This is a genomic window from Burkholderia multivorans ATCC BAA-247, from assembly GCF_000959525.1.
Lineage (GTDB): Bacteria > Pseudomonadota > Gammaproteobacteria > Burkholderiales > Burkholderiaceae > Burkholderia > Burkholderia multivorans.
This window is the reverse complement of sequence record NZ_CP009832.1, coordinates 1,658,868-1,683,528: the sequence shown is the minus strand read 5'-3', so window position 1 is coordinate 1,683,528 and position 24,661 is coordinate 1,658,868. Positions and strand designations below refer to the sequence as shown.

The 24,661-nt window shown below is 65.9% G+C and carries 21 protein-coding genes, 1 tRNA gene and 1 pseudogene; 6 read left to right on the top strand and 17 right to left on the bottom strand.

Annotated features, from left to right (window positions below; all coding sequences use genetic code 11):
- Window positions 1-13 precede the first annotated feature (13 nt).
- The 8 genes from rbfA to NP80_RS20215 form a co-directional block, all read right to left on the bottom strand.
- Entirely contained in the window at window positions 14-412 is a 399-nt protein-coding gene (gene rbfA, locus NP80_RS20250) for a 30S ribosome-binding factor RbfA (RefSeq protein WP_035488224.1), read from the bottom strand.
- A gap of 121 nt (window positions 413-533) precedes the next feature.
- Complete coding sequence (gene infB, locus NP80_RS20245; RefSeq protein ID WP_006404950.1) at window positions 534-3,443, bottom strand: translation initiation factor IF-2; 2,910 nt, start codon at window positions 3,441-3,443, stop codon at window positions 534-536.
- 91 nt (window positions 3,444-3,534) lie between these two features.
- Window positions 3,535-5,010, bottom strand: a complete 1,476-nt coding sequence (gene nusA / locus NP80_RS20240; protein ID WP_006404951.1) for a transcription termination factor NusA — start codon at window positions 5,008-5,010, stop codon at window positions 3,535-3,537.
- Window positions 5,010-5,468 (bottom strand): ribosome maturation factor RimP, encoded by a 459-nt coding sequence (gene rimP, locus NP80_RS20235; protein ID WP_006402064.1) that lies wholly within the window; start codon window positions 5,466-5,468, stop codon window positions 5,010-5,012. Before rimP ends, nusA begins: the two co-directional genes overlap by 1 nt.
- A 386-nt stretch (window positions 5,469-5,854) precedes the next feature.
- The gene (gene rluB, locus NP80_RS20230) at window positions 5,855-7,519 is read right to left on the bottom strand and encodes a 23S rRNA pseudouridine(2605) synthase RluB (RefSeq protein WP_035488223.1); all 1,665 of its coding nucleotides are present in this window, start codon (window positions 7,517-7,519) and stop codon (window positions 5,855-5,857) included.
- A gap of 60 nt (window positions 7,520-7,579) precedes the next feature.
- Window positions 7,580-8,635, bottom strand: a complete 1,056-nt coding sequence (gene scpB / locus NP80_RS20225; RefSeq protein WP_006404953.1) for an SMC-Scp complex subunit ScpB — start codon at window positions 8,633-8,635, stop codon at window positions 7,580-7,582.
- Window positions 8,636-8,896: 261 nt separating this feature from the next.
- Window positions 8,897-10,105, bottom strand: a complete 1,209-nt coding sequence (locus tag NP80_RS20220; RefSeq protein WP_006409267.1) for a pyridoxal phosphate-dependent aminotransferase — start codon at window positions 10,103-10,105, stop codon at window positions 8,897-8,899.
- 63 nt (window positions 10,106-10,168) lie between these two features.
- Window positions 10,169-11,071: a LysR family transcriptional regulator gene (locus tag NP80_RS20215; protein WP_006404955.1), complete on the bottom strand. Its 903-nt coding sequence runs from the start codon at window positions 11,069-11,071 to the stop codon at window positions 10,169-10,171.
- Between the two features lie 428 nt (window positions 11,072-11,499).
- Between NP80_RS20215 and NP80_RS20210 the strand changes: the two are divergent.
- Together NP80_RS20210 and NP80_RS20205 are read left to right on the top strand one after the other, a co-directional pair.
- Window positions 11,500-11,895, top strand: a pseudogene (locus tag NP80_RS20210) (transposase); the annotation flags it as partial.
- Window positions 11,896-12,095: 200 nt separating this feature from the next.
- Complete coding sequence (locus NP80_RS20205) at window positions 12,096-12,347, top strand: hypothetical protein (RefSeq protein WP_006404956.1); 252 nt, start codon at window positions 12,096-12,098, stop codon at window positions 12,345-12,347.
- Window positions 12,348-12,535: 188 nt separating this feature from the next.
- Here NP80_RS20205 and NP80_RS20200 read toward each other — a convergent pair whose 3' ends face one another.
- Window positions 12,536-12,853 carry a hypothetical protein gene (locus NP80_RS20200; RefSeq protein ID WP_006404957.1) on the bottom strand — a complete coding sequence of 106 codons (318 nt, stop codon included), beginning with the start codon at window positions 12,851-12,853 and terminating at the stop codon, window positions 12,536-12,538.
- A 157-nt stretch (window positions 12,854-13,010) separates the two neighbouring features.
- Here NP80_RS20200 and NP80_RS20195 point away from each other — a divergent pair, with 157 nt between their 5' ends.
- The 3 genes from NP80_RS20195 to NP80_RS20185 all read left to right on the top strand — a co-directional run bounded on the left by NP80_RS20195 (window position 13,011) and on the right by NP80_RS20185 (window position 14,605).
- Entirely contained in the window at window positions 13,011-13,727 is a 717-nt protein-coding gene (locus NP80_RS20195; protein ID WP_006409258.1) for a YdcF family protein, read from the top strand.
- A gap of 211 nt (window positions 13,728-13,938) precedes the next feature.
- A complete protein-coding gene (locus NP80_RS20190) occupies window positions 13,939-14,211 on the top strand; it encodes a hypothetical protein (RefSeq protein ID WP_006402074.1) in 273 nt (90 codons plus the stop codon).
- Window positions 14,212-14,347: 136 nt separating this feature from the next.
- Window positions 14,348-14,605: a hypothetical protein gene (locus tag NP80_RS20185; RefSeq protein WP_004191628.1), complete on the top strand. Its 258-nt coding sequence runs from the start codon at window positions 14,348-14,350 to the stop codon at window positions 14,603-14,605.
- Between the two features lie 39 nt (window positions 14,606-14,644).
- Here the strand turns inward: NP80_RS20185 and NP80_RS20180 are convergent, their stop codons facing one another.
- The 3 genes from NP80_RS20180 to NP80_RS20170 form a co-directional block, all read right to left on the bottom strand.
- Window positions 14,645-14,935 carry a putative quinol monooxygenase gene (locus NP80_RS20180; RefSeq protein WP_006402075.1) on the bottom strand — a complete coding sequence of 97 codons (291 nt, stop codon included), beginning with the start codon at window positions 14,933-14,935 and terminating at the stop codon, window positions 14,645-14,647.
- A gap of 510 nt (window positions 14,936-15,445) precedes the next feature.
- Window positions 15,446-16,651, bottom strand: a complete 1,206-nt coding sequence (bamC, locus tag NP80_RS20175; protein ID WP_035946051.1) for an outer membrane protein assembly factor BamC — start codon at window positions 16,649-16,651, stop codon at window positions 15,446-15,448.
- A 140-nt stretch (window positions 16,652-16,791) separates the two neighbouring features.
- Window positions 16,792-16,868 (bottom strand) — tRNA-Pro (locus tag NP80_RS20170).
- Window positions 16,869-17,327: 459 nt separating this feature from the next.
- On the opposite strand from NP80_RS20170, the gene NP80_RS20165 reads away from it, so the two are divergent.
- Window positions 17,328-19,532 (top strand): hypothetical protein, encoded by a 2,205-nt coding sequence (locus tag NP80_RS20165; RefSeq protein WP_035488221.1) that lies wholly within the window; start codon window positions 17,328-17,330, stop codon window positions 19,530-19,532.
- 73 nt (window positions 19,533-19,605) lie between these two features.
- Here the strand turns inward: NP80_RS20165 and NP80_RS20160 are convergent, their stop codons facing one another.
- The 5 genes from NP80_RS20160 to rplT form a co-directional block, all read right to left on the bottom strand.
- Window positions 19,606-20,016 (bottom strand): MerR family transcriptional regulator, encoded by a 411-nt coding sequence (locus tag NP80_RS20160; RefSeq protein WP_006404960.1) that lies wholly within the window; start codon window positions 20,014-20,016, stop codon window positions 19,606-19,608.
- A 47-nt stretch (window positions 20,017-20,063) separates the two neighbouring features.
- Window positions 20,064-20,465 carry an integration host factor subunit alpha gene (locus NP80_RS20155; RefSeq protein WP_035488220.1) on the bottom strand — a complete coding sequence of 134 codons (402 nt, stop codon included), beginning with the start codon at window positions 20,463-20,465 and terminating at the stop codon, window positions 20,064-20,066.
- Window positions 20,466-20,537: 72 nt separating this feature from the next.
- Window positions 20,538-22,967, bottom strand: a complete 2,430-nt coding sequence (pheT, locus tag NP80_RS20150) for a phenylalanine--tRNA ligase subunit beta (protein ID WP_035946053.1) — start codon at window positions 22,965-22,967, stop codon at window positions 20,538-20,540.
- An 84-nt stretch (window positions 22,968-23,051) separates the two neighbouring features.
- Window positions 23,052-24,065, bottom strand: a complete 1,014-nt coding sequence (gene pheS, locus NP80_RS20145; protein ID WP_006408513.1) for a phenylalanine--tRNA ligase subunit alpha — start codon at window positions 24,063-24,065, stop codon at window positions 23,052-23,054.
- A 229-nt stretch (window positions 24,066-24,294) separates the two neighbouring features.
- Complete coding sequence (gene rplT / locus NP80_RS20140; RefSeq protein ID WP_004192938.1) at window positions 24,295-24,654, bottom strand: 50S ribosomal protein L20; 360 nt, start codon at window positions 24,652-24,654, stop codon at window positions 24,295-24,297.
- Window positions 24,655-24,661: the final 7 nt, after the last annotated feature.

The window sequence follows — 24,661 nt, the reverse complement described above, 5'->3', positions numbered from 1 at the left end:
AGGCGGAATACGCTCAGTCGTCCTTCGCCGGCGCGTCGGCCTCGTCGTCGTCCTTCGCGCGCGTCGCGTTCGCCTCGTCGATCAGACGCGACATCGCGACGGCCTTCTCGATCGTCTGGTCGTAATGGAAGTGCAGCGTGGGCACCGTATGGATGTGCAGCCGCTTGAACAGCAGGTTGTGCAGATGGCCCGACGCGTGGTTCAGCGCCTGCTGCGTCGCGGCCGGATCGCCGGTCAGCGTCGTGAAATAGATCTTCGCGTGCGCGTAGTCCGGCGTCAGTTCGACGCTCTGGATGGTCACGATGCCGATGCGCGGATCCTTGACCTCGCGCATGATGAGTTCGGACAGGTCGCGCTGAATCTGATCGGCGATCTGCACGTTGCGATTGGGAGAAGTACGTTTCCTGGACATGATCGAATCCCTGATCCGTTTATCAGGATAAAACGGCGGCGCGCCGAACGGCGCGCGGCCATGAAAAAATGGGCGGGACAGGCCCAAGCCTGCCCCGCCCATGAGCCGATGCGCGATTGCGTTACAGCGTACGCGCGACTTCGGTCACTTCGAAGACTTCGAACTGGTCGCCTTCGAGGATGTCGTTGAAGTTCTTCACCGACATACCGCATTCGAAGCCTTGCTTGACTTCCTTCACGTCGTCCTTGAAGCGCTTCAGCGATTCGAGTTCGCCCGTGAAGATCACGACGTTGTTGCGCAGCACGCGCACCGACGACGAACGCTTGACGATACCGTCGGTGACCATACAGCCGGCGACCGTGCCGACCTTCGGCACCTTGAACACCTGGCGCACCTCGACCATGCCCGTCACGACTTCGCGCTTCTCCGGCGCCAGCATGCCGGACATCGCCGCCTTCACCTCATCCACTGCGTCGTAGATGATGTTGTAGTAGCGGATGTCGATGCCGTTCGCTTCGGCCAGCTTGCGCGCCTGTGCGTCCGCACGCGTGTTGAAGCCGATGATGACGGCCTTCGACGCGGTCGCGAGGTTGACGTCGCTTTCGCTGATGCCGCCCACCGCGCTGTGCACGATCTGCACGCGCACTTCGTCGGTCGACAGCTTGAGCAGCGACTGCACCAGCGCTTCCTGCGAGCCTTGCACGTCGGCCTTGATGATGAGCGGCAGGTTCTGCACTTCGCCTTCGCCCATCTGCTCGAGCATGCTTTCCAGCTTCGCCGCCTGCTGCTTCGCCAGCTTCACGTCGCGGAACTTGCCCTGACGGAACAGCGCGATTTCGCGCGCCTTGCGCTCGTCCGGCAGCACGATGACTTCCTCGCCGGCGGCCGGCACTTCCGACAGACCCTGGATCTCGACCGGGATCGACGGGCCGGCTTCCTTCGTCGGCTTGCCGTTCTCGTCGAGCATCGCACGCACGCGGCCGTATGCGCTACCGGCCAGCACGATGTCGCCGCGGCTCAGCGTACCGGACTGCACGAGCATCGTCGCGACCGGACCCTTACCCTTGTCGAGCTTCGCCTCGATCACGATGCCCTTCGCCGGCGCCTCGACCGGTGCCTTCAGTTCCAGCACTTCGGCCTGCAGCAGCACGTTCTCGAGCAGATCGTCGATGCCCGCGCCCGTCTTTGCCGACACCGGCACGAACGGCGAATCGCCACCGTATTCTTCCGGCACGACGCCTTCGGCGACCAGTTCCTGCTTCACGCGGTCCGGGTTCGCTTCCGGCTTGTCGATCTTGTTGATCGCGACGACGATCGGCACCCCGCCCGCCTTCGCGTGCGAGATCGCTTCCTTCGTCTGCGGCATCACGCCGTCGTCGGCCGCGACGACCAGAATCACGATGTCGGTCGCCTTCGCGCCGCGTGCACGCATCGCCGTGAACGCCTCGTGACCCGGCGTATCGAGGAACGTGACGACGCCGCGCGGCGTCTCGACGTGATACGCGCCGATGTGCTGCGTAATGCCGCCCGCTTCGCCTGCCGCGACCTTCGCGCGACGGATGTAGTCGAGCAGCGAGGTCTTGCCGTGGTCGACGTGACCCATCACCGTGACGACCGGCGGACGCGGCAGTTGCTCTGCGTCGGAGCCCGTTTCGCCTTCGACGAGCAGCGCTTCCGGATCGTCCAGCTTCGCTGCGAGCGCACGGTGACCCAGTTCCTCGACGACGATCATCGCCGTTTCCTGGTCGAGCACCTGGTTGATCGTGACCATCTGGCCCATCTTCATCATCACCTTGATGACTTCGGAGGCCTTGATCGCCATCTTGTGCGCGAGATCGGCCACCGAGATGGTTTCCGGCACGTGCACTTCACGCACGATCGGCTCGGTCGGCGCCTGGAACGACGAGGCGTTGTCCTGGTGACGGCCGCGCCCCTTCGGGCCGCCGCGCCAGCCGCGGTCGACGCCGCCGCTCGAATCGCCGCGCGTCTTGATGCCGCGCCGCTTCGCCGCGTCGTCCTGCCAGCCGCCCTTGCCGCCGCCCGGCTTCTTGTTGCGGTCGCCCGCGCCTGCCGGTGCCGGCGTGGCAGCCGGCGCAGCGGCCGGCTTCTTCGCGGCCGGACGCGCCTGCGCACCTTCCGGCTTCGCCGGCTTGTGCAGCGTGCCCTTCGCCTCGGCGGGCTTCGCCGGTTCGGCCGGCTTCGGCGGTTCGACCGCCTTGACCACGGCCTTGCGCGGCGTGTTCATCATCTCGCGGATCGCACGCGCTTCGGCTTCCGCCGCCTCGCGGCGCTTGCGAATTTCTTCCTGCTCGGCGCGCGCCTTTTCGGCAGCCTCGCGCGCGGCGTCCTCAGCCTTCTTCGCCGCTTCGCGCTGCGCTGCGCGTTCGGCAGCCGCACGTGCTTCGTCCTGCGCGGAATCGGCCGGTGCCGCCGCCTGCTGGGCCGCAGCCGCCTGCTGCGCCGCCTGTTGCGCGGCGGCCGCTTCGGCTGCCGCACGCTTCGCTGCGGCTTCTTCCTCCGCGCGACGGCGTTCGGCTTCGGCCGCTTCCTCGCGGGCACGGCGTTCCGCTTCCTCGCGCTCGAGGCGTTCCTGACGCTCGCGCAGTTCCTGCGCCTGCTTCTCGAGCAGCGCGGCCTCGCGGCGCGCCTCTTCCTCGCGACGCTTCAGTTCCGCATCGTCGTCCGCTTCGGCGACCTGCGCCTGACCCTGTTCCGCGACATCGCTCACGTCGTCGCGCTTGACGAACGTGCGCTTCTTGCGCACCTCGACCTGAATGGTGCGAGCCTTGCCCGTCGCGTCAGACTGCTTGATCTCCGACGTATGCTTGCGGGTCAGCGTGATCTTGCGCTTGTCGCCATCGGTTGCGCCGTGCGACTTGCGCAAATGATCGAGCAGACGCGCCTTGTCCGCCTCGGACAGCGCATCGTCTTCACTCGCTTTCTGGACGCCCGCTGCCTGCAGCTGTTCGAGCAGCACACCAGCAGGCATTTTCAGTTCCGCGGCAAATTGGGCTACGTTGTTACTCGCCATTCATTCCTCTTAGTGCAAGGACCGATTCCTTGCGGTTAGCATCGGGTCAGGCCATACGGCCGCCATCAAATCAGTGCGCCATGGTCATTTCTCACTGGAACCAGTGTTCACGTGCTTTCATGATCAACGCCTTAGCGGCATCCTCTTCCATTCCGGTCATGTCGACCAGTTCGTCCACCGCCAGCTCGGCGAGATCGTCGCGCGTCGCCACGCCGTGTTCGGCCAGCTTCGCGAGCAGCTCCGGCGTCACGCCGTCGAGGCTCTTCAGATCCAGCGCCGCGTTTTCGACCTTTTCCTCGTTCGCGATCGCCATCGTCAGCAGCGCATCGCGCGCGCGGTTGCGCAGTTCGTGCACGGTGTCCTCGTCGAACGCTTCGATCTCGAGCATTTCGTTGAGCGGCACGTAAGCAATCTCTTCGAGGCTCGTGAAGCCTTCGTCGATCAGGATGTCGGCGACTTCTTCGTCGACGTCGAGACGCGTCATGAACAGTGCACGCAGCCGGTCGCGCTCCTCGCCCTGCTTCTGGGCGGACTCGTCCGGGGTCATGATGTTGATCTGCCAGCCGGTCAGTTCGCTGGCAAGGCGAACGTTCTGACCGCTACGGCCGATCGCGACGGCCAGCTCGTTCTCGTCGACGACGACATCCATCGAATGCTTTTCTTCATCGACGACGATCGACTGGACAGCGGCCGGCGCGAGCGCGCCGATCACGAACTGGGCGGGATCCTCCGACCATAGCACGATGTCGATGTTTTCGCCACCGAGCTCGTTGCGCACGGCCTGCACGCGCGAGCCGCGAATGCCGACGCAGGTGCCGATCGGATCGATCCGCTTGTCGTACGCGACGACGCCGATCTTTGCGCGCACGCCCGGATCGCGAGCGGCAGCCTTGATCTCGAGCAGGCCCTGCTCGATCTCCGGCACTTCCATCTCGAACAGCTTCATCAGGAACTCGGGCGCGGTGCGCGACAGTTCGATCTGCGGGCCGCGCGCGGTGCGGTCGACCTTCGCGATGTACGCGCGCACGCGGTCGCCCACGCGCAGGTTTTCCTTCGGGATCAGCTGATCGCGGCGCAGCAGCGCCTCGACGCGACCCGATTCGACGATGAAGTTGCCCTTGTCGAGGCGCTTCACCGTGCCGGTCATGATCTTTTCGCCGCGCTCGAGGTAGTCGTTCAGGATCTGCTCGCGTTCGGCATCGCGCACCTTCTGCAGGATCACCTGCTTCGCGGCCTGCGCGCCGATCCGGCCGAATTCGATCGACGGAACGGGTTCCTCGATGTATTCGCCGACTTCGACGTCGGGCTTCTGCTCGCGCGCTTCGAACAGCAGGATCTCGCGATCCGGCTCCTGCAGGCCCGCTTCGTCGGGCACGACGAGCCAGCGACGGAAGGTTTCGTGCTCGCCGCTTTCGCGATCGATATGGACGCGGATTTCGGCGCCTTCGTCGAACAGCTTCTTGGAAGCGGACGCGAGCGCAGCCTCGAGCGCGCCCAGCACCACATCCTTGTCGACGTTTTTCTCGCGCGCCAGCGCATCCACCAGCATCAAAACTTCGCGACTCATTATTTGCGGCTCCTAAAGTCAACTTGCGGAATCAGGCGGGCTTTGTCGATGTCGGCCAGCGTGAAATCCAGCATGGCCGCCTCGCCCTTCTTCCTCTCAAATTCCAAACCGATCGTTTCGCCGTTCGGCGCGTGCAGAATGCCCCGGTACGTCTTGCGCCCGTCCAGCGGCTTTTTCAAGGTCACGGAGACTTCACTGCCGGCGAAGCGCTCGAAGTCGGCCAGCTTCTTCAACGGGCGGTCGAGCCCCGGAGACGAGACTTCGAGCCGTTCGTAATCGATGTTTTCGACCGTCAAGACGTGCTGGAGCTGACGCGTGACCTTTTCGCAATCTTCGAGCGAGATGCCGGCAGGCTGATCGATATAGACGCAAAGCATGCCGCGCCCGGTGCGCTCGAGATCCACCAGCTCGTAGCCGAGCCCGGTGACCGTGGTTTCTATCAGTTCCGTCAGTTGCACAGTGTCCTCTCAGGTGTTCGCGCCCGCCGCTCGCGATTCACCCGCGGGCGCGCGCCTTAGCCGGCGCAGGAAGCGCTACCCGAGATGCCTAACCGTTTCAGCAAAAAAAAATGGGCGGAACGCCCATCTTCTTACCGGTGGTCGCACCTGAGCCGCACATCGAATCCGTACGCCCAGCGACTCCGCGATTATAGCGATTTTTGGCGCAAACGCCAAGCGTCGGCCGTCGGAACGGCGCGCGATATACCGTTAAACGCGAATTCCTGCGAAACGGTCTGCGCGCCGCCGACTATTCATATAGCGTCGATTACGCAAAATGCAATGCGCCGACAAAACCGGATCGCCCCGGTCTTGCCGGCGCTGTCGCGCCTCGCGCAACGCGCCCCTCAGCGGCCGCGCGAACGCCCGCCGCGCTGCGGACGCTGGCCGCCGCGCGGGCCGCCGTTGCCGGCGCCGCCATCCGCGCGATTGCCGTTCGGGTTGCGATTGCCGCCCTTGCCGCCGCCGCGCTTGCCGCCGGCGCCGCCATGCGACGCGCGATTGCCGTCGACGTCACGGCCGCCCGCGCGATTGCCGTACCCCGACGCGACCGGCAGGCTGCCGTAGCCGCTCAGGCCCGGCAGGCCGGGGCCGCCGCGCCGACCGCCGCGGCGCGGCTGGTCGAGCTGGCCGTGGGTCGTCAGCACCGGCTCGCGGCTGATGAAGCCCATCGAGGTCTGCATCGGATCGGGCTGCCGGCGCTCGGCCTGGCCGGCGCCGCGCTTGCCCTTCTCTTCCGACGGCGCCTTCAGGCCGACCGTCGCCATCAGCTTGCGCACCTGCGCCTCGTCGAGCTCCTCCCAGCGGCCGCGCTTCAGGCCGCGCGGCAGCGGAATCGGGCCGTGACGCGTGCGGATCAGGCGGCTCACCATCAGGCCGACTGCCTCGAACATCCGGCGCACTTCGCGGTTACGGCCTTCGGCCAGCGCGACGTGATACCAGTGATTCGTGCCCTCGCCGCCGCCGTCGCGGATGCGCAGGAAGTTCGCGGGACCGTCGTCGAGCTCGATGCCGTGCAGCAGCTTCTGGCGCGCGCTTTCCGACAGTTCGCCGACCACGCGCACCGCGTACTCGCGCTCGACGCTGTAGCGCGGATGCATGAAGCGGTTCGCGAGATCGCCGGAGGTCGTCAGCATCAGCAGACCTTCGGTATTGAAGTCGAGGCGGCCGACCGCGAGCCATTTCGCCGTCTTCATCGGCGGCAGGCGATCGAACACCGACGGACGGCCTTCCGGATCCGCGTGACTGACGATCTCGCCGGTCGGCTTGTGGTAGAGCAGCACGCGCGGCGGCTTGTTCGGCAGCTTGCGCTTGACCGGCTTGCCGTTGATCCGCACCTGGTCGGTCGGCATGATGCGCTGGCCGATATGCGCGGGCTCGCCGTTCACCGACACGCGGCCGGCGATGATCAGCTCTTCCATTTCGCGGCGCGAGCCCATGCCCGCCTCCGCGAGCACCTTGTGCAGCTTCGGCGCGTCGTCGTCCGGCGACAGCACGCGCTTGTTCGCCGGCTGACCGCGGCCGCGGCGCAGCATCGGCGCACGCACGCCGCTGCCCGGTGCCGCGTTGTCCGCGTCGAACGCCGGCGACGTCACGTAGGCGAACAGGTCGTCCTGCGCCGCTTCGCCTTCGCCCTTCGACGCGCCGCCGCGCTTGGCCTGGCCTTGGGCCTGCCCCTGCGCGCCCTTGCCGCCCGCGCCTTCGCGCTTGCCGCCGGACTTGCCGCGCCCGCCCTTGGCCGCGCCTTCCTTGCGCGGCGCACGCGCCGGCTGCGCCTGCGCGGCATCGGCCGGCGGCGCATCGGCGGCTTCGCCGTCTTGCGGCGCCGCGTCGGCGCCCTTCGACTTGGCCGCTGCGCGACGGCGCGCGATCAGACTGCGCGGACCGCGCCGCAGGCCGCGGCGGGGACGTTCGTCGCCACCCGCGGCCGGAGCGTCCTGCTCCGGCGCATCGTCGGCGCGCGCAGCCTGCACGGCGGGCGCGGACGATTCAATATCGTGGATATCTGTCAAAACAACCTCAAAATGTCAGGTCTCGCGCCCGGAACGGGCGCGGCAAGAAGTCAGCCGCGATCAGGCGCGACGCTGTTCGGGTTCTGCTTCGTCGTCCTGCAGCGCATCCGCGTCGATCGACGCGCTGGCGCTGCGCACGGCGCCGGCAAGACTGTCGGACGTGTCGTCCGGCATCTCGCCGTCCGCGGGACGGGTACGGTGCGCATCGGCCTCTTCGGCCCCGTCCGGCCTGTCGCCGGTCGCTTCCACACCGTCTCCGGCAGCCGCTTCGGCGGCCGGCTTGCGATCTTCCTCGTTCGATTCCGCATGCAGCGGCACCGGCTGCACGCCGGCCGGCGCTGCTTCGGCACCGGCCTGTTCCGTTTTCCCGCGATCAGCCCCGAGCGTATCGCGGTTTGGCAATTCCTGCGTCGACGCGTGTTCGTCCGTCGTCGCCATGTTCGGCACGGCGTCCGGCTGCGCTTCGGCTGCTTCGATTGCTTCGCCCGCTTCAGCCGCTTCGGCCGACGACGCATCGGCCGCGGTCGCATCGTCGGCGGCTTCCGGCGCGTCGCCGTCGAAATCCATTGCCTGCTGCGCGAGCAGCGCGGCCTCGATGTTCGCGGCCGGCTCTTCGAGCGCGGGCAGATCGTCGAGCGCCTTCAGTCCGAGGTCGTCGAGAAACTGCTTCGTCGTCGCATACAGCGCAGGACGCCCCGGCACGTCGCGATGCCCGATCACTTCGATCCAGTTGCGATCCTCGAGCTGCTTGACCACCTGCGTGTTGACCGTGACACCGCGGATTTCCTCGATGTCGCCGCGCGTGACCGGCTGCCGGTACGCGATGATTGCCAGCGTTTCGAGCACCGCGCGCGAATATTTCGGCGGCTTTTCCGGATGCAGGCGATCGAGAAAATGACGCATCGCCGGCTTGCTCTGAAAGCGCCATCCGCTCGCGAGCGCCACCAATTCGACACCGCGGCCGGACCAATCCTGTTTCAGATCTTCGAGCAACGTGCGGACCGTGTCAGCCGACACGCCGTCGGCAAAGAGCTTGCGCAAATCGCCGAGCTTGAGCGGCTCCTGCGCACAGATCAAAGCAGTCTCGAGGACGATCTTCGCCTCTTGGGTATTCATGCAGCTAGGCCAGACCCTGTGGTCAAACGAACCGGATCAACAAAACAGACGAAAGGAACGGAAGACGCGCTCGCCCGATTCTGATCGGTCATATTGATGGGAGCACGAACCGGGGGCGGCAGCATCGACTTCAAGCCAGGCCCGAACCGGACGGAACAGCACGACTCAACGACGGAGCCGCGTGACTGAGCGCCATATTACGCAAAATTGCCCGGTGCGTAAAGATGAGTCGCGCGGCGCGGCCGGCACTCCGGCCCCGCTTCAGCCGGCACGCGCGCCGCGCGCCAGAAAGCGCCGTAGTCGCTCGACACCGGCATCCAGTCGAGCCGTATCGCAGGCGTAGCACCAGCGCACGAAGCCCTCGCCTTCCGGCCCGAACGCGCGACCGGGCGCAAGGCCGAGCGCCGCCTCGCGCACCAGCGCCTTGCAGAACGCGAGGCTGTCGTCGGCACCCGGCAGCTTCAGGAACACGTACATCGCGCCCGGCGGCGCGGCCACGTCGACGCCCGGCAGCGGGCGCAACGCGCCGATCAGATGATCGCGTGCGTCGCGCAGCGCCGCCACGAACGTGCGGACAAACGGCTCGCCGTCGCGCAGCGCGACTTCGCCGGCCGCCTGCACGAACGCCGGCGCGCAGGAGGTGTTGTATTCGACCAGCTTCGACAGATCGCCGGCCAAGGCAACGGGCGCGACGAGCCAGCCGAGCCGCCAGCCCGTCATCGCCCATGCTTTGGAAAACGAATTGACGACGACGACGCGTTCGTCGCGTGACGCAATATCGAGCAACGATGGCGCGCCGCCCGCATCGAACGCGAGCCGCTCGTACACCTCGTCGGCCACGATCCAGATCCCGTGTCGGCGGCAATGCGCGAGCACGGCAAGCTGATCGTCGCGCGACATCGTCCAGCCGGTCGGATTGTTCGGTGAGTTGATCATCAGCATCCGCGTGTCGGGCGTCAGCGCCGCGAGCAGCCGGTCGACGTCGAGCTGCCAGCCGGCGCGCCCATACGCGAGCGGCACGCACTCGACGCACGCACCGAGAATCTTCGGAATCTCGACCAGATTCGGCCACAGCGGCGTGAGCGCGACGACTCGATCGCCGGGCCCGACCAGCAGCTGCGCGGCGAGCATCAGCGCGCTGACGCCCGAGCTCGTGACCGCGATCGAGTCGAGCGCCGTGGCACCGTGGCGCGCGCTCACGTAGCCGGCGATCGCACGACGCAGCGACGCCGTGCCGAGATTCGGCGTGTAGAACGTCGCGCCGTCCCGCAACGCGACGGCCGCCGCATCGCGGATGAAGTCCGGCGTCACGCGATCGGATTCGCCGAACCAGAACGGCAAGACGTCGCGCACGCCGAAACCTGCATTCGCGACTTCGCGGATCAGCGACGGGCGCAACGCGTGCACTGCTTCGCGGGCCGCCGGCTCATGCGCCGGGTCGAACTCTGCGGAATCTGCGGAATGCACCATCGTCGATCGCCACCGGAGAACACGATTCGCGTAGTGTACCCACGACGCAGGGCCGCACGCGCGTCAGTCGAGGTCCTCCGCACGCGACGGCATCTCGCGCACGAGCTCCCAGATCGCCTGCGCGGCAGGTGACAGCGACCGGTCGCGGCGCCGCACGAGCTCGACCGTCCGTTCGGTGCGCGGCGTCAGCGGCCGCGCGACGAGCGTCGAGCCGGCCGGCAACGGCAACGACAGCCACGGCTGCACGCTCACGCCGATGCCGGCCTCGACGAGCCCGAACACGGTCGCGGAATGGCCGAGCTCCTGCATCACCGTCGCGTTGACGCGGTGAGCGGCCAGTGCCGCATCGATCAGCGGACGGCTGCCCGAGGCGTGATCGAGCAGGACGAGGCGTTCGCCGTTCAGCGCGGTCCACGGCACCTCGGTGCGTGCGGCCAGCGGATGATCGGCGCGCGCGACGAGGCAGAACGAATCGGTCATCAGCGGCTCGCAGACGAGATCCGCGACGGCCAGCGGCCCGATCACGACGCCGAAGTCGACTTCGCTCGACTTCACCTTGCGCAGCACGTCGCTTTGCACGTCGTCGCGCAGCCCGAGCGTGACGAACGGAAACTGCCGCTCGCACGACGCGACGACGCGCGGCATCAGCCGGCACGCGATCGTCGGGCTCGCCGCGACGATCACGCGCCCGCGGCGCTGCTCGCCGATCTCGCGAATTTCGCGCAGCGTGTCGTCGAGATCGTCGAGCTGCCGCGACACGCTCGCGATCAGGTTCGCCCCGACATCGGTCAGCTGCACGTCGCGCGTCGTGCGATCGATCAGCTTCAGCCCGAGCTCGGTCTCCAGTTCGCGCACGCAACGGCTGACCGCGGACTGCGTGAGCCCGATCTCGTCGCCGGCGCGGCTGAAGCTCCTGAGCCGCGCGACCTCGATGAATACGCGAAGCTGGCGCAGCGTGACGTTCATCCCCGGACCTCATCAATCGTCGATATCGATGCGCGATTTTAATGCGCGATGGATGCCGCGACGTGTGAATCGATCTCGGCACGGCGTGTTTCGCTGCGGTGCAATAAGCGCGCAAACGCACGCCGTACGGGCGAATTGCACAAGATTGGTGATTGTCCTGATTTGCTGGCGGGTTATTTTGGCGTCTTATACGCCCCTAGCTGACTTAGCCGTCGGCTCGCTGCCAAGCGGCTCTCGAGGGATTCGCCTCCGACATGGCACGCTTCGTGCATTGCATGGCGCACAGGGCGCAGGTGATGTCGGACAACGGGCAGGAACACCGCTACCGGCCAACCGAACGCCCCCACCCGGCACTCGACGACGAGTGCCTGAAGAGTGCGCGGCGCATGGCAGCGCACCGGAGTTAGCTTCGCTGAGGTGAGGACATGATGCTGTTCGACGATTTGAGAGATAACGAATGGGCGCTGGTCGAAGGACTGTTTTGCTCGGAGCCTGCACGCAGTGAGCGGCGCGGCCGCCCGCGCGTGGAGGCCCGTTCGGTGGTAAATGCCGTGCTTTGGGTTCTGTCGACGGGCGAAGGCTGGTCCAAACTGCCGGGCCGCTATCCGTCTCCGCCGACCTGCCGTCGTCGCTTCGATGAATGGCAGGCCGACGGCACACTCGCCGAAATCGTCAAGCGACTCGGCACGAGCGGCCGTCAGATTTCGCTGCGCGGCCGGATCGGCGCAAGCGCGGCGAAGCCGCCTGCACCGCCGAGCCGCGATCGACTGCGCGGCGCGTTCTGGACCAATCCGGAATCGTGGCGCGCGCCGGTCAAAATGGCGTAACGGATAGCGATACGGGCGGCTTCGGCCGCCCGTTTTCATTCTGCTTGCCGCCTTGCGCGCGGCGCACGCGTGACGCCCCGTTACGGACGCCGCTCGGCGATACATCTATTTACTATTATTTACAGCAAGCCTGCACTCCCACGCTTACCTTAGCGACATATCAACGGGCCGCGCCGACGGCTTGAAGGGAGCCCTCCATGAAACCAATGTCACTGCTCGTCGCATGCGGCATTGTCGTTTCCGTGGTGCTGGCGACTCCCGTCCACGCCGACGATCGCACGAAGGCGCCACGCCGCCAGGATCATCGAAATGCGCTGGCGCATCAGCCGCCGCCCTCCGCACCGCCCGACCGGCAGACCGTGCCGCGCGGCGACCTGCGCGGCGACATCGCAAGCAACGCGCGCGCACGCATCGGCTCGCAGCCGAACGACCTGCCGCGACATCCGTAGTCGCAGGTAGTCGCACTTCACCGATTCACCGAAGAAAATGCCGGCGCCAGGGAACTGACCGCCATGCACCGGGTCACACGGTTGCCATGAGCACAGCGTGGCAGCAGCAAAAGTATCCGGTACGCCCGTATCCTCGTGATACGGGCTTTTTTTCGAGCATGCCCTTTGCGGCGGATACGCCGCCTGCGCTAGAGGCGGCTTTCGAGAACCGATACGGCGCCCGCTTCGCTGAGCGCGTAGTCGTCCATCCGTCGATCGAGCCAGGTCGCCGCTTTCTCTTCGCGCTCGAGGCGCGCGAACTCGGCGCGACCGCTGTCGGTGAGCACCGCGATGTCCACCGGGGCGTGAAAGCCGGGTGCGGGCGCCACGGTCTTCTGCCTGACCGTGTCCATCAGCCCGAGCGATCGCAGATACTCGAACACGCCCGGGCGGCGCGCCCACGGAACCTGGCGGTACTGCACTCGTCTCAATGCGTCGAGCACCGCTTCATTGGAATACGTGGCCATCTCGATTCTTTCTTAAAGTGCAGCGACAATGCGAAGCGGCGCGCCGGACGGGGTCTCCGCCCGCCGATACCGCCACCGGTTCTTGGGGCCGACATTCGGCGTCGCGTCAGGGGCGAATTGTCAGCCATCCATAAAAAGACACCATACCCCAATCAAATTGATTCTGTTCGATTCATTTGTACTTCTCTTCATCGGATTCCTGCTGTGCCGCAAGCAACGGCGGCGTATCGCGCTCGCCGCGGTCGCGCTGTTCTGGCTCATCGCGAGCGGCTGGCTCGCGGCGCCATTCGTCGCGTGGGCCGAAGCCGGCGTCGAACCGGTCGAGCATCCGGACATGCATGGACAGACGGTACTCATCGTCCTCGGTGCCGGCACGCAGCGCGCCGATGACGGCCTTCGGCCGCCGCGGGACGGCGCGGCTCGCATTCGCAAGGCCGCCGAACTGTACCGAACCTGCCGCCGGCAGGCCGAGCGGTGCACCGTCGTGATGTCGGGCGGCGATCCGCAGCATCACGGCGACACCGAAGCGGCCGTGTACGGGCGCGGACTCGTCGCCGCCGGCATCGATCCCGGCGATCTCGTGCTCGAACCGAAGAGCCGCACGACCTATGAAAACGCGCAATTCACGACGTCTATACTACGCTCACGGCGTGACGACGCGCGTATTCTCATCACGTCGTCGTATCAGATGCGCCGCGCACTGCTCGACTTCCGCCGTTTCGGCATCGATCCGCAGCCCGTCTTTGCGAATCGCCGCGAAGCGCATACGGGGTGGCTGCCGCGCTGGTCGAATGTCGTCGCGGCCGAACTCGCGCTGCACGAGTCGATCGGCATCGCGCAGTTTCATGTCTATCGGCTGATCGGCCGGTTCTGATCGCGCAGCGCGCCGCAACGATCGCAACGGACGATGGCATGCGCGTGACGGGCCTCGCGAAGTGTTGCGCGGCTTCAACGTACGCTTGCGCGCCGGCGCGATCCGGTGCACATTGATCCGTCACTTTTGTTACACTCGACACGCACTCGATTGCAGTCGCCAGACAAAACGGCAACACTCGGGTTCATCACCACTTAGCGGAGGTAAAGCAATGAAGAAGACGTCCCTGGCTATCCTGGTTGCGATGTCGGCGCTGACTGGCGCAGCGTATGCGCAAGAGAGCACGGAAATCAAGACCATCACCGATCCGGCCAAGATCGCCGAGATCGAGCAGCGCGCACAGGCGCTGCAACAGCAGCAAGCGTCCGAAGCGGCGCAGCCGGCGATGCACGAAGAGCATCACCACGGCAAGAAGGCTGCTCACCACAAGGCAGCGAAGAAGGCCGGCAAGAAGGCCGCGCCGGCAGACGCTGCGAGCCAGTAAGTTCGGCGGCTCCGCACAAGCGAAAAGCCGAATCCGGGCAACCGGGTTCGGCTTTTTTACTTGCGGCGCCCGCGCGCTGTGCTAAAGTCGCGCACCGAATTTTTCCAACCGTGCGCACCCCGGTGCGGAGGACAGCATGAGCAACATTCAACTCGACATCGAGTGGACCGAAGCCGCCACTCGCAAGATCAAGCAACTGATGCCGCGCGGCTCGGACGACGCGTTCCTCGCACTGCCGCCGATCGAGTGCCTGCCGATGGAAGGCGACGTGCTGTTCCTCGGCCCGCAAGGCAAGCAGCAGCCGTTCATCGTCGCGGAACGCCAGTACCATCACGACGGCGACGCCGACTGGACGATCATCCTGATCCTCGACGTGCCGAACGCGTCGCACTGACGCATCGCGGCGGCCGCGCCAGCCGGCCGCCCCGCTCGCTCACGCAAGCTTCGACAATACGCGGACTTCCGAACGCTCGATCCAGTCCGCGGCCGCCTCGCGATACGCGAGGATATGCGCGGAACGCGCATGGGCGGCCAGCGCCTCCTCGCTCTCCCATCGTTCGATGAAGACGAATCGGGCCGGCTCCTTCAGGTCCCGATGCAGATCGTATTGCAACGCGCCGACTTCGTTGCGCGTCGGCTCGACGATACGCTCGAGCACCGCGCGCAGTTTCTCTTCCGCGCCGGGCTTCGCGACAATCAACGCGACCACTGCAATTTCAGCCATACCGACTCCGTCGAATCCGAAAACGACGAGAATACGCGAATCGCACGGTGACCGTATGGGCGCCGTACATCGCGACGGACCAAAAAAATAGCCCGCGCTTCAGAGAAGCGCGGGCAAAACCGTCGCCCTACGAGGATAGGCGACGGGGCCATCGGGATCCGCGCGCGGGCGCGGATCGTCATCGTTGTCGCCGGCGCATTGCACCGGCATCGGCAGCGTCGATACCGTTGATCGGGCGTTCGCGACGCGCGCCCGGCATCTGACGCCGTCCTCCCCTTTCTGACAATCCCTACATACAAAGCAGCTTCCGTGCCAGATGAGGATTGGCCACTATTGCGTTGATTTATAAGCGGAAATTTTTAGGCCGTGACGATGTAACACGCGTTCTGCCACCGTAACGCCCGGAACGTTACGTAACGTCACGCGAGGTGTCCGTGCGCTGTCCCGCACGTCCGCGCGCGCATAAAAAAACCCGCCGGATGGCGGGTTTTGCATGGGGGCGTGGTGCGGTCAGCGCAGCTGATTCACGAGCAGTGCCATGATCTGGCGCGCGGGCGACGAGGTGTCGATTGCGCCCGACTCGTCGACGACCGCGACGCGCGTCTCGTCCGGCGTCAGCGCCTTCACGTTGACGCGATACTGCTTCGCCTGCTTCTCCTTCTTGCCGTGGAACAGCTGGCTCCAGAAGCCTTGCTGGGCCGCGCTGAGATCCTTCGGATCGACGTAGCGCACGAAATACAGCCCCTGCGTGCGATCGCGATCGTCGACCGTGAAGTTCGCGCGATCGAGCGCCAAGCCGACATGCAGCCAGGAGCGATCGTACGGTTCGCCGAGCGTCACCTCGGACGGCACCGTGGCGGCGCTCGCATCGCCGCCCTGCGACGACGTGCGCGACACGTTCTGCGCGGCGATGGCGGCGGCCGCCTTCGACGACGCATCGGCGTCCTTCTTGTCCTTCGGCGCTGCCTCTTCCTTGATGTTGGCGATCGGCGGCTCGCCGTTCTTCGCACGCTGCTCGTTTTGCGCGAGCACGGCCATCAGGCGCTTCAGGTATTCGGTTTCGAGGCCCGGATCGTTCGGCTTCGGCTCCCACTTGCTCGAATCGTTGTTCGCGCCGGTGAGCGCTTCGCGCATCCCCTTCTGGCTGATGAACACGTAGGTGCCGCCGTTCGGCGCCGCGTCGAGACGCGTGCGGTACTTGTTGCGCTCGGCCGTCACGTACGAGTTGCCCATCGCCTTCGAGATCACGCTGCGGATCAGGCCGTCGTTGATTTGCGGGCGCGTCTCGTTCCAGTCCGTTTCCATCACGCCCTTGTCGCGCTGGTCGACGACGAGCAGGAAACCCTGCTCCTGCCAGAAGCGGCGCACCTGCGGCCACACGTCGGCCGGCTTCTTGCCGTCGATCACGAGCCAGCTCTCGGTGCCGTCGCGCTGGATGCGCATGTCGGCGACGGCCGGCGCGACGGTGTCCGTGGCCGGTGCAGCCTGCTGGACCTGCTGCAGCGCAGACAGGGAAGTCGCGCCGCCCTGCGGAGGCAGCGAACGCTGATCGGCCGTCTCGTCGAGCATGTTGGGCGGCACTGCAAGCGACGCTTCCTTCGATTTCGAGTCGCTCTTGTAGTCCACTTTCGTGGGCGACGACGTACCGCAACCGGCGACGAGCGCGCCGGTGGCGAGCACTGCAGCGAACCGCATGGTAAGACGAAGATCAGTCATGTTCGGGGAATCCTCTTCCGCTAAATCACGGCGCTTTCCGTGGATCAACCGTGCATTTTACCGGGGCCGCGCGGCACTGTGCAAAAAAGCGACCGGCAAGAAAAAACCCGCGTCAGCTTGAACTGACGCGGGTTCTTGTCTGGTCGGGGCGAGAGGATTTGAACCTCCGACCACCTGCACCCCATGCAGGTACGCTACCAGGCTGCGCTACGCCCCGAAAGCACAAAAGTATAACAGACAGTTTGGCCGATTAGAACGGGTCGCATGCATTTTGTGAATGTTCCCGCAAAGTTTCCTGCGTCGGCGCCGTTAATCGAAACACGCGCGTCGACGGCGTTGCGCAGCCGCGCCGGCTCGCGTCGCGTTACGCGGCTTTCGCCCAACGCTTGGCAGCGTCACACCGCCGCGCCCTTCTCTGACGCCTGCACCGACGCGTTCCACTCACTCTATCCCGTGCCTCGCGCAACGGCACCGCATCGAAATCCAAACGCCAGTTTGACTTTCGCGCGCTGCGGCCGCGAACCCGTTGTGCGGCCGTCCGTCGGCGAAAGCCGTGCCCGCGCGCGTTGTTTGGTGACGCCGCTCTAGCCGGCTATGTCAGACTGCACGGCATCGACGCCCGCGCCGCGCATGGACGCGTGCCGCCGTCGATCATGACAAGACAGGGAGACAGACGATGCGGAATGCGGTCCGGCGCGGCCATCGCACGCCTTTGGCAATTTTCGACTGGATGTCGCGCTCGCCACGCGCAGATGCGCCGCGAGCGCCGCGCCGAGCGACCATGCTCGGCTGTGGCGCGCTCGCCGTTGCGCTGCTCTGCAGCGGCTGCGCGGAATCGGCGGCACAGCGCGACGGCAGTGCAGCGGCCGCGTCGACGAAGCTCGAGCGCGCGAAAGCCGAGCGTCTCGCGCGCGAGCAGCAGATCGCGCGCACGGTCCCGTCGCTCGGCTCGATCCGCCTCGCGCAGCCGCGGCCATTCACGCTGCGCGACTCGGGGCAAAACGGCGCGATGACGTTCCTGCGCGATGTCGATTTCCGGATCGTCGGCAACCTCGGTTTCTTCATTCATCAGCTCTCGGCGACGCTCGTGCCGACGCAGCCCGGCGCACCGATCGTGTTCGACGATCCGACGAGCTTCGAGATCGACGTCCATCGCGGCACCGTCACGCTCGACGACGCGAAGCTGACCGCGCTCTTCAACACCTACATCTTCGGGTACCGCAACGCGCCGCTGCGCAAGCTTGCCGTCTCGGCCGGCGACGGCGTGATCCACCTGCAGGGCGAAATGCAGCGCAACGGCTGGGTCCCGTTCTCGCTGACAGGCACGCTCGCGCTGCGCGACGGCGGTCAGCTCGTGTTCCATCCGACGGCCGTACGCGTGTCCGGGCTCGACGCGCAGCCGGTGATGCGCGCCGCCAACGTCAGGATGTCGGATCTGCTGAAGGTCGACACGCCGATCGCGCGGCTCGCCGGCGACGATCTCGTGATGTCGGTCGACAAGCTGATGCCGCCGCCGCGACTCAAGATCTCGATTACGGCGCTGCGCGTCACGCCCGCGGGCCTCGACCTGACGCTCGACGACGGCACGCAGGCCGGCTTCGCCATGCCCGCGAACGCGCCGCAGCAGGCAATGCTCATCCGCGGCGGCGACGTGAAGTTCATGCGCTCGATGCCGATGAACGCCGACATCCTGATCGGCCCCGTCGAGCCGACGAGCCCGCAGAACTTCGTGTTCGACCTGTATCACTATCGCGACCAGGTATCGGCCGGCTATTTCAATTTCGACGAAAGCGGCGCGATGACGATCCGCATGCCCTCATATGCGGGCGCGACCGGCGTGCCGCTCGGCAACGCGGCCGCGCGCCTGAACGACGGCTTTATCGCCGCACAGCAGAGCGCACTGCGCGAGCTGCGCCGGCATTGGGAAGCCTATGCGCTCGCCGCTGACACCGCGCAGCCCGGCATGCAGAAGGTGGCGATCCGGCGCACGCCGAACGCGCCGTTCGACGAGCGCCACGTCTCGAACCGCCATCCGACGATCCATCTGCACAATGTCGACTTCAACCTGTCCGGCGATATCGGTTTTCACGTCGAGGATCTCGACGTGCAGCTCGTCGCGAAGCGGCCCGGCGAACCGATCGACCTCGACGATCCGAACCAGTACGACATCCGCATTCTGGGCGGCACGGTCGTCGAATCGTGGAAGGCGATGTCGGCTCTGTTCAACGACTATCTGCTCGATTACTCGCCGCGTTCGCTCAACGATCTGCGGCTCGCGGCGGACGGTCAGGACCTGCGCGTGACGGGCGGCATCAAGCTGTGGAACCACGTGCCCGGCGTATGGCTGCCGACCGACATGAAGGGCTCGCTGTCGGTGCTCGACGACCGGCACCTCGAATTCAAGCCGTCGCAAGTCTCGGTGCTCGGCATTCCTCAGGCGAAACTGCTGCGCTCGCTCGGCATCGAGCTGTCGTCGCTGACGCCGCTGCAGCGGCGCGGGGCCGAGCTGCGCGGCGACACGCTCGTGCTCGACCAGTACACGGTGTTTCCGCCGCCGATGCTGAACGGTAGGCTCGCGCACGCGACGGTCGAGCCGGACGGACTACGCCTGACCTTCCGCCGCGTCGCCGACGCATCGCTGCCGAAACGGCCGTCGATCGATGCGCCGAGCTATATGTGGATGGAAGGCGGCGACATGAAGATGTTCAACGTGCTCGAACTGAACGTGCGTGCATTGATCCGCAATTCGGCCGAAACCGGCCCGATGCGTTTCGACCTGTACGATTATCGTCGCCAGGTCGCGCAGGGTTCGGTGCGCATGCTGCCGGACGGCACGCTCGTCGTCGACACGGGCCGGCCGAATCCACTGGCGTCGCACTGACACGCGCGCCCGACAAAAAAGCCCGGTGGCGTCGCGCGCCAACCGGGCTTTCGTATGCGGTCCGTCGAGCGGATCAGTCGTGCTTCAGGCCGTCGATCACGTCGAGCAACGCCTGCCGCAGCGCGGCCACGTCGACCGTCGCGCCGGGCTTGCTGCCGGCCGCGTGCGTTTCGTCGGCGACCATTTCCTCGGTGCCGGCCGCGGTGCGCTCGCTGCCCGGCGAGTCGAGCCGGTTGCGCGCGCCGTTGATCGTGAAGCCCTGTTCGTACAGCAGCTCGCGGATCCGGCGAATCAGCAGCACTTCGTGATGCTGGTAATACCGGCGGTTGCCGCGCCGCTTCACCGGCCGCAGCTGCGTGAATTCCTGTTCCCAATAACGCAGCACGTGCGGCTTGACCCCGCATAGTTCGCTGACTTCGCCGATCGTGAAGTAGCGCTTCGCGGGAATCGGAGGCAAGACGACTTTCTCAACCGTGTTGGTCATCGTCGGTTAACCGTCGGTAAAGGGACGCGCGGCGGACGCGCGGGACGTCAGCGCGCGGCGGTCGGCTCCGCGCCGTTTTCGACCAGCGCCTTGAGCTTCTGGCTTGCGTGGAAGGTTACCACTCGGCGGGCCGCGATCGGAATCGCCTCGCCCGTCTTCGGATTGCGACCCGGGCGCTGCGGCTTGTCGCGCAGCTGGAAGTTGCCGAACCCCGACAGCTTGACGCTTTCGCCGTTTTCGAGCGCGTCGCGGATCACTTCGAAAAACGCCTCGACCATGTCCTTCGCTTCACGCTTGTTCAGCCCGACGCTGTCGAACAGCAACTCCGCCAGCTCCGCTTTCGTGAGCGTAGGCGTCTCGGCGGACGCCGACGCCGCCGCGTCGCGGTTCATGGCGCTGCGTTGCGCCGTCAGGAGGGCTTCGAATTCACTCGAGGTCATGTCGTTCATATCTGCCATACAGCGCGTTAAACCCAAACTCACGATCGGGAAAAACCGCCCGCGAACGGGCGGCCCCTCTCCTTAGCCGCGCAGGCGCGCACCGGCACGAGCCATGCGCTCGACCAGCGTCTGGATCGCCTGATCGACGACCTCGTCCTGTAGCGTGCCCGCCGGGTCCTGCAGCGTCACGCGAAATGCAAGGCTCTTCTCGTGTGCGGCAAGACCCCCGGAAGTATTTGATTTTGCACGAAATTCGTCGAAGAGTACAACCTTCTGAACGAATCGGCACGCGTTGTCCGCGAGCGCCTGCTTCATTTCGTCGAAAAGCGTCTGAACTTCGACCGCCTGATCGACGACGACCGCGATGTCGCGGCGCACCGGCGGGAACTTAGACACGTCGGTCGGCGCCGGCAACGCGCGTGCGATCAGTGCGTCCGCGTCGATTTCGAACATCACCGGCGCGTGCGGCAGTTCGTACTTTTGCATCAGGCGCGGGTGCAGTTCGCCGATCCAGCCGACCGCGCGGCCGTCCACCTCGATGCGCGCGCTGCGGCCCGGATGGAGTGCCGGATGCTCGGCCTTGACGAACCGTGCGGCTGCCGGCGCGAGCAGCGCCTCGAGATCGCCCTTCACGTCGAAGAAATCGACCGCGCGCGTCGCGATGCCCCATTGCTCGTCGAACGCCGGGCCGTACGCGAGCGCGCCGACACGCTTCGGCTGCGCATAGCCTTCGACCGTCAACTCGCCCGCCTTCACCGAAGGATCGGCGATGAACACGCGGCCGGTCTCGAACACGCGCACGCGATCCGCGCGGCGGTTCAGGTTATGGCGCAGCACCGCGATCAGGCTGCCGAACAGCGTCGTGCGCATGACGGACAGCTGGCTCGCGATCGGATTCAGCAGGCGAATCGGATTGTCGTTGCCGGCGAAATCCCGTTCCCATTCCGCATCGACGAAGCTGAAGTTGACCGTTTCCGCGTAGTCGCGCGCGGCCAGCGCGTGACGAATGTCGTGGATCGAGCGGCGCGTTTCGTTCGTCGCGCGCATCTCGCTCGTCGCGACCGGCGGACGCGCGGGAATCTTCTCGAAACCGTAGATGCGCGCGACTTCCTCGATCAGGTCTTCCTCGATCTCGATGTCGAAGCGGTGCGACGGCGGCGTGACGGAGAACACGTCGCCGTCGCGCTCGAACGGCAGACCGAGGCGCGTGAAGATGTTCGCGATTTCGTCCGCGTCGATCTGCACGCCGATGATGCGGTTCGCGCGCGACACGCGCATCTTCACCGGCGTGCGCTGCGGCAGATTCACGGCCTGATCGTCGACCGGGCCCGCCTTGCCGCCGCAGATTTCCAGGATCAGCTGCGTGATGCGTTCGACGTGCTCGACGGTCGTCGCATAGTCGACGCCGCGCTCGAAACGATGCGCGGCATCGGTCGAGAAGTTGTACTTGCGTGCGCGGCCGCGGATACTGTCCGGCCACCAGAACGCGGCTTCCAGATAAATGTTCGTCGTGTCGAGCGTGACGGCCGTGCTGTCGCCGCCCATGATGCCCGCGAGGCTTTCGACCTGACGATCGTCGGCGATCACGCCGACCGTCTCGTCGAGCTCGACCGTGTTGCCGTTCAGCAGCTTCAGCGACTCGCCGCGCTTGCCCCAGCGCACCTCGATGCCGCCGTGGATCTTGTCGAGGTCGAACACGTGCGACGGCCGGCCGAGTTCGAACATCACGTAGTTCGAGATGTCGACGAGCGCCGACACGCTGCGCTGGCCCGCGCGCTCGAGGCGCTCGACCATCCACTGCGGCGTCTTCGCACGCGCGTTCACGCCGCGAATCACGCGGCCCGAGAAGCGGCCGCACAGATCGGGCGCCGAAATGCGCACCGGCAGCGTCTCGTCGAGTTCGACGGGCGCCGGACGAATCTCGACGGGCGTCAGCGGCGCGCCGGTGATCGCGGCGGTTTCGCGCGCGATGCCGAACACCGACAGGCAGTCGGCCTTGTTCGGCGTCAGCTTGATCTCGAAGATCGTGTCGTCGAGGTTCAGCGCATCGCGGATGTCCTGACCGACGGGCGTGTCTTCCGGCAGGATCAGCAGGCCGCTGTGGTCTTCCGACAGCTTGAGCTCGCGCGCCGAGCAGAGCATCCCCTGGCTTTCGACGCCGCGCAGCTTCGACAGCTTGATCGCGAACGGCTTGCCGCCCTCTTCGGCCGGCGGCAGTTCCGCGCCGACCAGCGCGACCGGCACCTTGATGCCGGGCGCCACGTTCGGCGCGCCGCAGACGATGTTCAGCGTCGCGCCCGTGCCGGCGTCGACCTGGCAGACATTGAGCTTGTCGGCATCCGGATGCTTGACGACTTCGAGCACGCGGCCGACGACGATTTTCGACGTCGGCGGCGCGGCCTTGCTCAGCGACTCGACTTCGAGCCCCGCCATCGTCAGCGCGTGCGACAGCTCGTCCGTCGTCATCTGCGGGTCGACGAAGGTTCTCAACCAGGATTCAGGGAATTGCATGGATGTCTACGTTCGAAACGGGTTAGATCGACGCCCGGCGCTCCGTCGTCGGAGCGGCGCGGGCACATGTCGGCGCGGCGCGCGTTACGCGAACTGGCGCAGGAAGCGCAGATCGTTCTCGAAGAACAGGCGCAGATCCTGCACGCCGTAGCGCAGCATCGTCAGACGCTCGAGGCCGCTGCCGAACGCGAAGCCGATGTAGCGCTCGGGGTCGAGGCCCATGTTGCGGATCACGGTCGGATGCACCTGCCCCGAGCCGGAGATCTCGAGCCACTTGCCGGCGTTCTTGCCGTGCTCGAACATCATGTCGATCTCGGCCGACGGTTCCGTGAACGGGAAGTACGACGGACGGAAGCGCACGAGGATGTCGTCGCGCTCGAAGAATTTTTTCAGGAAGTCGGTGTAGACGCCCTTGAGGTCGGCAAAGCTGATGTTCTCGTCGATCCACAGGCCTTCGACCTGGTTGAACATCGGCGAATGCGTCGCGTCGCTGTCGACGCGATACGTGCGGCCCGGCGCGATCACCTTGATCGGCGGACGGTTCATCCGCGCGTAGCGGACCTGCATCGGGCTCGTGTGCGTGCGCAGCAGCAGCGGGCGGCCGTCGGCGTCCTTGCCTTCGACGTAGAAGGTGTCCTGCATCGACCGCGCCGGATGGTTTTCCGGGCTGTTCAGCGACGTGAAGTTGTACCAGTCGGTCTCGATCTCGGGGCCGTCGGCCACGTCGAAACCGATCGAGCGGAAAATCTGTTCGACGCGCTCCCACGTGCGCATCACGGGGTGCAGCGTGCCGGTGCCCGCGCCGCGGCCGGGCAGCGTGACGTCGATCGCCTCGGCGGCGAGGCGCTGGTTCAGCAGCGCGTCGGCAAGCGCCTGACGGCGCGCGGTCAGCGCGGCTTCAACCTGCTGCTTCGCGACGTTGATGCGTGCGCCTTCGGTCTTGCGTGCTTCGGGATCGAGCTTGCCGAGGCCCTTCAGCAACTCGGTCAGCGCGCCCGACTTGCCGAGAAATCGTGCTTTCTCGTTTTCGAGCGTGGTGATGTCGGCAGCCCGTTCGAAGGACTGCTGCGCGTCGGCGACAATCTGGTCCAGATCCATAGATCCCATCATTTCCAACGTCATTCGGTCTTGACCGGCGAATTCGTCCGGCCAACAGAAAACGGCCCTCACGCACGCTTCGTTCGCTGCCCGCCGGGCGCTCGGCCCGCTTCGGGCGGCCCAGCGAGGGCCGATAAAAAAAGGGGCTCGGAAGAGCCCCCGTTTTCGCTGCAGCGGCCGAGACTACCGGAACATCGCTGCAACTCACCACGCAGTGCTAATTTTGCAATTAGGCTGCAACGGCGGCTTTCACCTGCTTGACGATCGCAGCAAAAGCAGCCTTGTCGAACACCGCCATGTCGGCCAGCACCTTACGGTCGAGTTCGATCGACGCCTTCTTCAGGCCGTTGATGAACACGCTGTAGGTCATGTCGTGCTGGCGAACTGCCGCGTTGATACGCGTGATCCACAGTGCGCGGAACACACGCTTCTTGTTGCGGCGATCGCGGTACGCGTACTGACCAGCGCGCATCACCGCCTGCTTGGCGATGCGGTAGACGTTATTGCGGCGGCCGCGATAACCCTTGGCCAGGTTGATGATCTTCTTGTGACGGGCCCGTGCGGTTACCCCACGTTTGACTCGAGGCATGTTTCTC

Coding starts and splice junctions, on each gene's coding strand:
- rbfA (WP_035488224.1), bottom strand. CDS start 412: ATGTCCAGGAAACGTACTTCTCCCAATCGCAACGTGCAGATCGCCGAT.
- infB (WP_006404950.1), bottom strand. CDS start 3,443: ATGGCGAGTAACAACGTAGCCCAATTTGCCGCGGAACTGAAAATGCCT.
- nusA (WP_006404951.1), bottom strand. CDS start 5,010: ATGAGTCGCGAAGTTTTGATGCTGGTGGATGCGCTGGCGCGCGAGAAA.
- scpB (WP_006404953.1), bottom strand. CDS start 8,635: ATGAATACCCAAGAGGCGAAGATCGTCCTCGAGACTGCTTTGATCTGT.
- NP80_RS20220 (WP_006409267.1), bottom strand. CDS start 10,105: ATGGTGCATTCCGCAGATTCCGCAGAGTTCGACCCGGCGCATGAGCCG.
- NP80_RS20215 (WP_006404955.1), bottom strand. CDS start 11,071: ATGAACGTCACGCTGCGCCAGCTTCGCGTATTCATCGAGGTCGCGCGG.
- NP80_RS20205 (WP_006404956.1), top strand. CDS start 12,096: ATGAAACCAATGTCACTGCTCGTCGCATGCGGCATTGTCGTTTCCGTG.
- NP80_RS20200 (WP_006404957.1), bottom strand. CDS start 12,853: ATGGCCACGTATTCCAATGAAGCGGTGCTCGACGCATTGAGACGAGTG.
- NP80_RS20190 (WP_006402074.1), top strand. CDS start 13,939: ATGAAGAAGACGTCCCTGGCTATCCTGGTTGCGATGTCGGCGCTGACT.
- NP80_RS20185 (WP_004191628.1), top strand. CDS start 14,348: ATGAGCAACATTCAACTCGACATCGAGTGGACCGAAGCCGCCACTCGC.
- NP80_RS20180 (WP_006402075.1), bottom strand. CDS start 14,935: ATGGCTGAAATTGCAGTGGTCGCGTTGATTGTCGCGAAGCCCGGCGCG.
- bamC (WP_035946051.1), bottom strand. CDS start 16,651: ATGACTGATCTTCGTCTTACCATGCGGTTCGCTGCAGTGCTCGCCACC.
- NP80_RS20165 (WP_035488221.1), top strand. CDS start 17,328: ATGCGGAATGCGGTCCGGCGCGGCCATCGCACGCCTTTGGCAATTTTC.
- NP80_RS20160 (WP_006404960.1), bottom strand. CDS start 20,016: ATGACCAACACGGTTGAGAAAGTCGTCTTGCCTCCGATTCCCGCGAAG.
- NP80_RS20155 (WP_035488220.1), bottom strand. CDS start 20,465: ATGAACGACATGACCTCGAGTGAATTCGAAGCCCTCCTGACGGCGCAA.
- pheT (WP_035946053.1), bottom strand. CDS start 22,967: ATGCAATTCCCTGAATCCTGGTTGAGAACCTTCGTCGACCCGCAGATG.
- pheS (WP_006408513.1), bottom strand. CDS start 24,065: ATGGATCTGGACCAGATTGTCGCCGACGCGCAGCAGTCCTTCGAACGG.
- rplT (WP_004192938.1), bottom strand. CDS start 24,654: ATGCCTCGAGTCAAACGTGGGGTAACCGCACGGGCCCGTCACAAGAAG.